The 10,370-nt window shown below is 69.9% G+C and carries 7 protein-coding genes; 6 read left to right on the forward strand and 1 reads right to left on the reverse strand.

What is annotated here, in order from left to right:
• Positions 1–4,008, reverse strand: a 4,008-nt coding sequence (gene eccCa, locus ACZ5GT_RS27000) for a type VII secretion protein EccCa (protein WP_469031525.1), incomplete at its 3' end; no start/stop codon positions are given.
• Positions 4,009–4,311: 303 nt separating this feature from the next.
• Between eccCa and eccD the strand changes: the two genes are divergently transcribed.
• From eccD to ACZ5GT_RS27030, 6 genes are all read left to right on the forward strand, one after another.
• Entirely contained in the window at positions 4,312–5,709 is a 1,398-nt protein-coding gene (gene eccD, locus ACZ5GT_RS27005; RefSeq protein ID WP_469031471.1) for a type VII secretion integral membrane protein EccD, read from the forward strand.
• A 17-nt stretch (positions 5,710–5,726) separates the two neighbouring features.
• The gene (gene eccB / locus ACZ5GT_RS27010; RefSeq protein WP_469031473.1) at positions 5,727–7,205 is read left to right on the forward strand and encodes a type VII secretion protein EccB; all 1,479 of its coding nucleotides are present in this window, start codon (positions 5,727–5,729) and stop codon (positions 7,203–7,205) included.
• A 371-nt stretch (positions 7,206–7,576) separates the two neighbouring features.
• Positions 7,577–7,927, forward strand: coding sequence for a hypothetical protein (locus tag ACZ5GT_RS27015; RefSeq protein WP_469031475.1), 351 nt, complete (start codon positions 7,577–7,579; stop codon positions 7,925–7,927).
• A 69-nt stretch (positions 7,928–7,996) separates the two neighbouring features.
• Positions 7,997–8,317 carry a WXG100 family type VII secretion target gene (locus ACZ5GT_RS27020; protein ID WP_469031477.1) on the forward strand — a complete coding sequence of 107 codons (321 nt, stop codon included), beginning with the start codon at positions 7,997–7,999 and terminating at the stop codon, positions 8,315–8,317.
• 29 nt (positions 8,318–8,346) lie between these two features.
• Positions 8,347–8,793, forward strand: coding sequence for a type VII secretion system-associated protein (locus ACZ5GT_RS27025; protein ID WP_469031479.1), 447 nt, complete (start codon positions 8,347–8,349; stop codon positions 8,791–8,793).
• A 12-nt stretch (positions 8,794–8,805) separates the two neighbouring features.
• Positions 8,806–10,370 (forward strand): AAWKG family protein (locus tag ACZ5GT_RS27030; RefSeq protein ID WP_469031482.1); only part of this gene is annotated, 1,565 nt, incomplete at its 3' end.

Below are 10,370 nucleotides of genomic sequence, written 5' to 3' on the forward strand. Positions count from 1 at the left end.
ACTGTTGTATGGGGGGGCTTTCTGGACAAGGAGACACCATAACCCGTCCGCCGCATTCCCCTTCGGCGCGTGGGGGTTTTGGGGGGGGGCGCCCCCCCCCCCCCGCCCCGGGATCAGCTCCCGCCCCTTCACGCTCCCGAAGAGGTACCCCTCGCTCGGCGGACACGACATCAGCAGGCCCGGCGTGTTGACCTCTTGCAATCGGCGCAGCAACGCCTCGTTGAGCCCACGCCCCGCGCCCGCCGACGACCGCGCCACCACCAGGTGCAACCCCACCTCGTGCCCCAGCGCCAGGTGATCCAGCAACGGAGCGAACGGCTGCGCCGCCGGCCCGCCGCCCACCATGTCGTAGTCGTCGACCAGGATGAACAGCCGCGGCCCCTGCCACCAGTCGCACAGCCGCATCCGCGACGGAGCGATGTCCTCGCCGGGTACCCGCAGCCTGACCGCCCGCGCCGCTCCGTCCACCAGTTCCCGCAGCATGTCCAGGGACACGGCGTGCCCGAGCCGGTAGGCCTCCGGAACGCTCTCCACCAGCTCCCGCCGGTAGTCCACCGTCATGATGCGCGCCTCGGCGGGCGTGTACCGCTCGGCGATGCCCCGCGCGACCAGCCGCAGCAGGTTCGTCTTGCCGCTCTCCGTGTCGCCCACCACGATCAGATGCGGGTTCTCGGTGAAGTCGTGCCAGACCGGCGCCAGTTCGTTCTCGTCCAGGCCGATGGCGATCCGCAGACCGTTCTCCCCCTCCGGCTCCGGCAGTTCCTCCACCGGCAGCTTCGCCGGCAGCATCCGCACGCGCGGGGCGGTGGGCCCCGTCCAGTTCTCGCCGATCGCCGCGACCAGCCCGGCGACCCCGTCCGCGAGGTCGTCGGCGTCCTCGACGCCGTCGACGCGCGGCAGCGCCGACAGGTAGTGCAGCTTGTCCGAGGTCAGTCCCCGCCCCGCGCTGCGCGGAATCGTGGCTGCCTTGCGGGAGTCGATCTGCGAGTCCATCGGATCACCCATCCGCAGCTCCAGCCGGGTCCCGGTCTGGTCGCGCACCGAGGACGACAGCTCCACCCAGCGGGCGGTGGTGATCAGCAGGTGGACCCCGTAGTTGAGGCCGCGGGCGGCCAGCGCGTTGAAGGTGGGGATGTGCCGGTCGAAGTCCTGGCGCACGGTGGCCCAGCCGTCGATGGCCAGGAAGACGTCACCGTGCGGCTCGTCGGGGAAGTCTCCCGCCGCGCGCCGCTTGCGGTACGTGGCCATGGAGTCGATGCCGTGCTCCAGGAAGAACCGCTCACGCCTGGCGAGCAGCGTGGTGACCTCCGCGATCGTACGGCCCACCCGTTCGGTGTCCACCCGCGCCGCGACCCCGCTCATATGCGGCAGCTCGTCCAGCGCGGCCAGCGTGCCGCCGCCGAAGTCCAGGCAGTAGAACTGCACTTCGCGCGGTGTGTGGGTGAGGGCCAGCGCGGTGATGAGGGTCCGCAGCAGGGTGCTCTTGCCGCTCTGCGGGCCCCCGGCGATGGCCACGTGGCCGCCGGCCGCCGACAGGTCCACGGTCAGCAGATCACGTACCTGGTCGAAGGGACGGTCCACGACTCCCACCGGCACGGTGAGCCGTCCCCGCAGCGGCCAGTCGGCCGTGGTCAGGCCGTATCGCTGATCGGGCGCCAGCGGGGGCAGGATCTGGTCCAGGGTGGCCGGCCGGCCCAGCGGCGGCAGCCACACCTGGTGGGCGGGCGGCCCCGAACCGCGCAGCCGGTCGAGCGCCACCGACAGCAGCGTCTCCCCGCCGTCCCCCTCGCCCTCCGGCCCGTCGGGTTCGGCCGCCGCGTCCGGGCCGGCCGGCGCGCGCGGCACCACCCACTCGGCCGTCCACGGCACCACCTGACGCGCCACCTGCGCCTGTACGACGGCCCTGCGCCGCTGGTACGGCCCCGAGACGTACGCGGCGCGGAACCGGGTCAGCGCGTCGACGCCGCTCTTGAGGAAACCGGCGCCCGGCTGCGCGGGCAGCTCGTACGCGTCCGGCACGCCGAGCACGCCCCGGCTCTCCATCGCGGAGAACGTCCGCAGACCGATCCGGTACGACAGATGGCTCTCCAACTGGTGCATCCGGCCCTCGTCCAGCCGCTGCGAGGCCAGCAGCAGATGGACCCCGAGACTGCGCCCGAGCCGGCCGATCATCACGAACAGCTCCATGAAGTCGCGGTGCGAGGCCAGCAGTTCGCTGAACTCGTCGACCACCACGAACAGGCTGGGCAGCGGCTGCAGCGGCGCCCCGGACTGCCGGGCCTTCTCGTACTCCAGCGCGGAGGTGTAGTTCCCGGCGGCGCGCAGCAGCTCCTGCCGCCGGATCAGCTCCCCGTGCAGGGCGTCCTGCATCCGGGCGACCAGCGCCACCTCGTCGGCGAGGTTGGTGATGACCGCCGAGGTGTGCGGCAGTTCGTCGAGGCCGAGGAAGGTGGCGCCGCCCTTGAAGTCGACGAGGACGAAATTCAGCGTCTCGGAGGAGTTGGTCAGCGCCAGCGCCAGCACCAGCGTGCGCAGCAGTTCGCTCTTGCCGGAGCCGGTGGCGCCGATGAGCATGCCGTGCGGTCCCGTACCGCCCTGCGCGGACTCCTTGATGTCCAGCTCCACGGGCCTTCCGTCACCGCTCACCGCGATCGGCACCCGCAGCCGGGCACTGCCGGTCGACCGCTCCCACAGCGTGGCCGGGTCGTGCCGGTGCAGATCGGGGATGTTCAGCAGCGAGGTCAGCTCGACATCGTCGGCGAGCGGCCTGGAGTCGTCACCGCCCACACTCATCCGGTACGGCGCCAGCAGCCGGGCGAGCGCCGACGCGCCCACCGTGCCCAGCCGGTCGGGCCGGCCGAGCACCGTCGACTGCTCCTTGCGGTCGCGGTCGGTGCGCACCAGCGCCACCCCGGCGTCGTCCACCTCCAGGCGCAGCGTGGTCCGCCCCGGCTTCCAGGTGAGCGCCCCGGTGAGGTCGAGCACCACCGCGTTGCGGAACCCGTGCCCGTCGAAGCGGTGTCCCGCCGGCACCGTGCAGCCGTCGATCACGACGACCGTGTACGGCTCCTCGCGTCCCGGGACCGCGTCGGGGTCGGCGCCCGGCCGCTCCAGGAACTCGGCGCCGAGCAGGTTCTCCAGCTCGGCGAAGTGCGAGGCGATCATGCGGGCCGGTCCGGCGCCGTCCTCCTCGTGCCGGTGCAGACTGTGCGGCAGCCACTTCGCCCACTCCCACTCCGAGCGCCGCTCGTCCGCGACGCACAGCGCGATCCACAGGTCGTCGGGTGAGTGGAACACCGCCAACTGCGCGAGCAGCGCCCGTGCCTGAGCCCGTATCCGCTCCTCGTCCCCGCGGAACAGCACCTTCGACCAAGCCCGCAGGTAGATCGCGACGGGCTGGTCCCGGACGGTCGAGTAGGCCCGGGTGAAGCTGCGCAGCGCGTGCGCCGACAGCGGCTCCAGGTCCTCGACGGGCTTGGTCGACAGCGGCGTCAGTTTCAGCGCCAGCCGCTGGTCGCCCACGCCCATCCGCACCTCGGCGAAGTCGTCGTCCGACGCCCGCCGTTCCCACAGCCGGGTGCTGCGCACCAGCGACGACAGCGCGTCGGGCTCGGGATGGCGCCAGGCGAGGGCACGCTGCTGCTCCATGACGGACGCCCGCACCATACGCCGGGTCTGCCGCAGGTACCGCAGGTAGTCGCGGCGCTCGCCCTTCATCCGCTGCTTGCGCTCGCCGTTGCGCCGCATGACCTGCCCCAGCATCATGCCCGCCGAAGCGATCACCATCACACCGAGCGCGATATAGGTGAACCCCCCACCGGACCGGCTCGCCCCCGGCCGCATGAACATCAGCATCATGGACACCGACATCAGCGCCATCGGCAGATACGTCCACACCGCGGAACTGTCCGGCACGACTTCGGGAAGCGTGGGCGGCTCCTGAAGACTCAGTTCCCCCGACGGCATTTCCGGTCCTTTGCGGCGGGCCGGCCGGCGGAACAGGATCACGCTCAACGAACGTCCTCCTCAATGATTTCGGAAGGAATTCCAGGGGGGACCCCACGGGAACGTCGCGGGGTTTTTCCGTAAAGATTCAGAGTTCCGTGCGGCGGCGGCGGGAAGATGACCGAGGGATGCCGTGACGCTGAACTCCCCGAGTGGTGTTGCGAAAAGCCCGGCGTACGGTCAAACTCGTCGGCGCATGCCCCGTCCGGCTTTTCCGTCGCGTTCGGCGACCGACCGGTGTGCCGCTGCCACCTTCCAGCCACCGAGTATCCCGTGGCCCCGCCAGAAAGTGTGAAACCCGAACCCATGACTGAGATTCAGGCGGCAAGCCTGTGCCGCGTCACCGTACGTGCTCCGGCCAGGACCGTCGACCTGGCCGTGCCCTCCGACGTCCCCGTCGCCGATCTGCTGCCCACGGTGATCGGCTACGGAGGGGACGACCTGGCGGAATCCGGCCTGGAGCACGGAGGTTGGGTGCTCCAACGCCTCGGCGGTCCACCGCTCGACCCCGAGAGTACCTTGGACTCCCTCGGGCTGCGGGACGGAGAGCAGCTTTACCTGCGGCCGCGCACCGAGGCGCTGCCCGAGGTGCACATAGACGACCTGGTCGACGGCATCGCCGAGGGGATGGGCCGCAGACCGCACGGCTGGAGCCCGGAGACCGGCCGGCGGCTGCTGCGCGGGCTGGCCGCAGCCACCCTCGCGCTGGGCGTCGTGCTGCTGGCCTGGCCGGGAACGCCGGGCTGGATGCGGGCGGTTGCCGCAGCGGCGGGCGGACTGCTGCTGATCGCCGGGGCGGGCGCCGCCTCCCGCGCCGTCGGGGACTCCGGAGCCGGCTCGGTGCTCGGCGTGATGGCGGCCCCCTACTTCGCACTGGCGGGCTGGCTGCTGCCCGGCGGCCACCTGGGCGGCGCCGACGGCGAGGCCGTCCTCGGCGCACGGCTGCTGGCGGGGTCCGCGGCCGGCGGCGCGGGCGCGGTGCTCGCCCTGGCGGCGGTCGGCGTCAACCCGGCGCTGTTCGTCGGCGCGGCCTGTGTCGCGACGGCCGGCGCGCTCGGCGCCGCCCTGATCACCCTGGGGCTGGCGCCGGAACAGGCGGCCGGCGTGGTGGCCGTCGTGGTGGTGCTGTTCGGCGGGTTCGTCCCGTCCCTGTCGTTCCGGCTGGCCGGCATGCGGATGCCACCCCTGCCGACCAACGTCCGGCAGCTCCAGCAGGGCATCGAACCGTACTCCTCCTCGGACGTCGACGCCCGGTCGGCGCTGGCGGACGGCTGGATGACCGCCCTCTACGGTGTCATCGGCCTGGTGTGCCTGCCCTGCCAGGCCGCGCTCATGGCCGAACCGGGAGTCGCCGGAGTCTTCACCGTGGTGGCGCTCTCCCTCCTCCTGCTGTTGCACAGCCGGGGGCTGGGCAACGTCTGGCAACGGCTCGCGCTGACCGTCGCCGGGGCCTGGGGCGTGGCCCTGCTGCTGTTCGTCTCCGCGCGCTCCCTCGCTCCGGTGGACCGGCTGACCCTGACGGCCGGCGTGCTGGGGCTGGCCGCCGTGATCAGCATCGCCTCATGGACCGTGCCCGGACGACGGCTCGTCCCGTACTGGGGACGCGCGGCCGAGCTGCTGCACTCACTCGCCGCCATCAGCATCCTGCCGCTGACGCTCTGGTCGATGGGCGTCTACGGCCTGCTGCGCGGCATCAACGGCTGACCCGGGAGAACGGTGACATGCACAGCAAACGCGACCAAGTACAAGCGCACCTCTTCATCATGGGGCGGCTGGCCTCGGCCATGCTGCGCGACGAGCCGGATTCCCCGGAGAGCCCGCTGGGCCGGACCAACCGCGGCGCCGCCGCCGGTGTGATCGTCGCCGTCCTGGTGTGCGCCGGCGCCTTCGTCTTCGGCCTCATCCGGCCCGGCGGCAACGACTCGTGGCGCTCGGGGGAGAACCTGGTCGTCGACAAGCAGACCGGCGCGCGCTACCTGTACCTGGACGGGCGGCTGCGCCCGGTGCGCAACTACGCGTCGGCCCGGCTGGTCACCGGCGGAGACATCGGCGTCACGTCGGTGGGCACGTCCTCGCTCGCCGGCACCCCGCACGGCACGCCCGTCGGCATCCCCGGCGGGCCGGAGGCCCTGCCGGGAACGGGTGACCTGGACCGCGATCCGTGGCTGGTGTGCTCCGGCGTCCTTCCGCGGACGACGGGCGTCGTCGCGGCGACCACGACCCTCGCCCTCGGCGCCGAGGCCCCGCGGGACGTGCCGGGCGGCAGGCGACTGGGCGCGGACGACGGCCTGTTGGTCACGGGCCCGGACGACGCGACGTATCTGCTGTGGAAGGGCAGCCGGCTGCGCCTGGACGAGCGGGCGAAGGCGACCGAGGCGCTCGGGTACGGCGACGTCACACCGCGCCCCGTGTCCGCGGCGTTCCTCGACGCCTTCCCGCTGGGACCCGATCTGGCACCCGCCGACGTGCCCGGCCGGGGCGAGGAGGGTCCCGAACTGGCCGGGCGGAGCACCAGGATCGGACAGCTCTTCCGGGTCGGCATACCCGGCTCGGCCGCCCGCTACCACCTGCTCACCCGGGAGGGTCTCGTCCCCCTGACCGACACCGCCGCCACCCTTCTGCTGGGCGACCCACGCACGCGGCAGAAGGCGTACGGCGGGGAGGCGGCGACCGTGGCGACGCTCGGCGCGGACACCCTGGCGGAGCATCTCGCCCCCGATGCGCGGGAGTCCGACTCGTGGGCGGCGAAGCTGCCCGCGAAGCCGCCGAAGGCGGTCGCCGTCGCCACTCGTTCCGTGGCCTGCGCCGAGGTCGACTCCGCCGACTCCGGTGTGCGGGTGGGCGTTGCGCTGCTGCCAGAGGGCGCCCTGCCCGAGGCCGTGCAGGCGCCGGCGCCCGAGACCGAGCCGGGCTGCCTGAAGGTCGACTCCATCGCGGTACGGGCCGGGAAGGGCGCGCTGGTCCGGGCGTTGAGCGCGAGCGGCAGCGCACTGGGCGACACCACGTACCTCGTGACGGACGACGGTGTGAAGTACCGGCTGCTGTCCCGGCAGGCGGTGAAGGCGCTGGGCTACGAGGGCGTCGAGGCGCGGACGATGCCGTCCCCGATGCTGGCCATGCTGCCCAGCGGCCCGGACCTGACACCCGAGGCCGCGACCGAGGGCGAGGCCCGCGTGACGCTGCGGTGTCCTGGGCAGTAGCGGGCGGGAGGGGGCGACCGGGCCCCGCGGCGATCGTCCGGAAGGGAAATACTCGGCATACGCGTGGTTACCCCACAATCGAGCCGCACACCGGCGGAGGTTCGCGGGTGGCGCCGATGCCCGAATTTGTCCTACGGGATCCACCGCGCCGCTCACTTGAGCGGCGTGAATTCCGTGCCATTGCTCAATTGAGCTTCCCGGAAGGGGACTCGGGTGTTCCGGGGATAATTGCCAAAGTAGTTGCGGGTTGCATAACATCTGGCCATCCCATGACCCCGTGAGTCACTCGTGATCGCAGGGGCACTCTGTCTGCCCGCAGGGTGACATGGGGGCCACAGCCCGGTGAGTTCCGCCGAACAGGGAGATTCCTCATGGCCATGCAGCAGTCCGAAGAGCGCGCGACCCGTAATGGGATCATGGCTCTGGAGCAAGCCTTCTCCGGTGTTCAGCGTTGTCAGCAGGACGTGCAGTCCACGTCGCACACGCTGGCCTCGAATTACGGGGGCGTGGACGGCGGCAAATACAAGAAGTTGCTGGAGCAGTGGGACGAGCACGTCGACACCATCCTGATCAACCTGGACCGGATGGTCGACGAGCTCAACGGCACCCTCCGGGAACACGGGATGGTGCAGGGATCCAGCAACGACGCGATCGACGCGGAGTACTCGCGCTCCACTTCGGTCTTCGACGAGCTCAACGGCACGCACACGTCGGGGAACTGACCCCGGCACGCCGGCGCCGGCCACCGGCTCCCCGACTCTTCTCGCTATTCCGGTGAATCGAGGACTCTGATGGACTTCTCCGACGGCTATATCTACGTCGACTACAACCACGCCGAAGGTGCGGCGGACGACATGGTCGGCCAGTCCCAGGCGATCATGAGCATTCTGTCCAACCTCGAGATGGAACTGGCCGAACTCAAGAACAGCTGGATCGGTGACGACAAGGACGTCTACAACGAGGTCCAGACGAAATGGGACAACGCTGTCCAGAACATCAAGAACCTGCTCGCCAACCATTCCAGTCTGCTCACCGACATCTCCGCCAACTACCGGTACACGGAGCAGAACCTGTCGCAGCGGTGGGGCGACATCCGGATCGGCAGCCGCTGACGCCGGCCCGGTGATGGAAGGGTGATCACATGGCCGTCACGGTCCTTGACAGCACATTCCTGAAGAATTTCATCAACAACCAGATCGACGGTTTCCGCACGGAGCTGGAGAACATCCTCAAGGACAGCCCGACCGCCGGGCCGGCGATCTCGTTCATCGCGGACAGCATCTCGACCACGACGATCGACGCCTCGAAGCCGCTCGTCGTCGGTCTCATGGCCGGCCAGAACAGCGCCGCCGGCGGGGACGCCCTGAACAAGGTGATCCAGACGGGTGCGGGCGAAGTCGTGCGCATCCTGGAGGACCAGACGATCCTCTTCGAGGACCTCGAACAGGCGTTGTGGGAAACGATCGACGAACTCGCCAAGGCTCAGGGCAAGAATCTCGAGAACATCACCGCAGACGATTTCATGGACCTCTTCGAGGACGTCGACAGCGATCTCGGTAACAAGGGCGCCAGCAAAAAGGAAGAGTAGCGGATTTCGGCGATGGCCAACCCCGAGGACAACAACAACGACAACTGGAAAAAAGCAGTTGACATGCTCACCGGCTATGTCCTGCCGGAGCGGAAGACGTTGTTCGACGACCTGAAGGGCAACGACGGCATCCCGCTGATACACGTCCGGCTGGACAAGGACGGCGGTCCGGAGTACTCGTCGGGTTTTCTGTCCCCGAGCGGTTGGAAGACGCACAACACCGACTACACCATCCCGTTCTACCGCCCCAGCGACGACTCCCAGGAAGTGTCCGCGGGGAAGAACCTCTACCGGTACCGCGCCTACATCACCTTTCTCGCGTCCGGCCAGGACTGGCCGCCGAGCGGGGACGACGTGATCCCGGACTACTCGAAGACCAGCGAGCGCCTGAAGGACAAGGGCGGCTGGAACAAAGAGGGCGAGAACCTCGACTGGAACACCAACGCGCTGGTCCGGTATGTCTACGGCTCCAAGGCCGCCCTCTCGCAGCTCGTCATGTGGCCCTACACGACCCACGGGTTCACGAACCGCGGCTACCCGGTGAACGACGCCGACTACGTCGACCTGCGCACCTTCACGGACACGGCCAAGGCCTTCGACCGGGTGGTCGCGTTCTTCGAGAACAGCGCGACCACCGTGGGCAAGTGGGACACCGAGGACATCGGAGAGGGCAGTGACTCCTGGGACGGCACGTCGGCCGCCATCTTCAAGTCGCTCATCCACAAACTGGCCCGGAACTACAAGGGGTATGCCGACCAGCTCAACGGCAAGGGCGGCGAGGACACCGCGGTCACCATCGACGACGTGACCGTGACCTCCGGGCCGGCCCGGGCGCTGGCGGCGGCCCAGCACGTTCTGCTCGCCCAGGCGCAGAAGCTCTACGACGCCTGGGATGCCTGGAAGGCCGAGAGCAATCCGCAGCGCTGGCTGTACGACATGCTGCAGAACGCCCGGCTGACCCTCTTCGACACCCAGTACGACAAGACGGACATCAACACGGTGTCCAGCGGCTCCGGTCAGTACACCTCCTGGCACAACTACGTCGTGTCGACGGCCGGTTTCCGGAACGAGATCGTCATCGAGGGCAAGTCGTACGGCAGACCGAGCGACATGACCACGTGGAAGGCGATCGCCGACGAAGCGGTGCGCCGGTGGGAGCAGTCCGTGCAGGACTGGCTCAGTACGGCGGGCGCCGAAGCCATCGTCGAGATCCACAAGGCGTTCAAGGCAGCCGAGAAGGCGTTCGACACCAGCATCACCGACAGGGACGACCGTCCCCTCTCCGAGATCTCCGCCAAGGTGGAGGCCGATGCGGAGAAGAAGAAGGCGAAGGCGGAGGCGGCGGCCGCGAAGGCGGAGGCGGAGAAGGAGAAGGCCGAAGCCAAGGCCGAGCGGGAGAAGGAGAAGGCGGAGGCCAAGGCCGAGCAGGCGGCCGCGAAGGCGGAGGCGGAGAAGGAGAAGGCCGAAGCCAAGGCGGAGCAGGAGAAGGAGAAGGCGGAGGCCAAGGCCGAGCAGGCGGCCGCGAAGGCGGAGGCGGAGAAGGAGAAGGCCGAAGCCAAGGCGGAGCAGGAGAAGGA

The organism is Streptomyces sp. NPDC031340 (genome assembly GCF_055569945.1).

Bases quoted from the DNA above. Each gene is read 5' to 3' on its own strand.
- eccD (WP_469031471.1), top strand. From the start codon at position 4,312: ATGACTGAGATTCAGGCGGCAAGCCTGTGCCGCGTCACCGTACGTGCT.
- ACZ5GT_RS27015 (WP_469031475.1), top strand. From the start codon at position 7,577: ATGGCCATGCAGCAGTCCGAAGAGCGCGCGACCCGTAATGGGATCATG.
- ACZ5GT_RS27025 (WP_469031479.1), top strand. From the start codon at position 8,347: ATGGCCGTCACGGTCCTTGACAGCACATTCCTGAAGAATTTCATCAAC.
- eccB (WP_469031473.1), top strand. From the start codon at position 5,727: ATGCACAGCAAACGCGACCAAGTACAAGCGCACCTCTTCATCATGGGG.
- ACZ5GT_RS27020 (WP_469031477.1), top strand. From the start codon at position 7,997: ATGGACTTCTCCGACGGCTATATCTACGTCGACTACAACCACGCCGAA.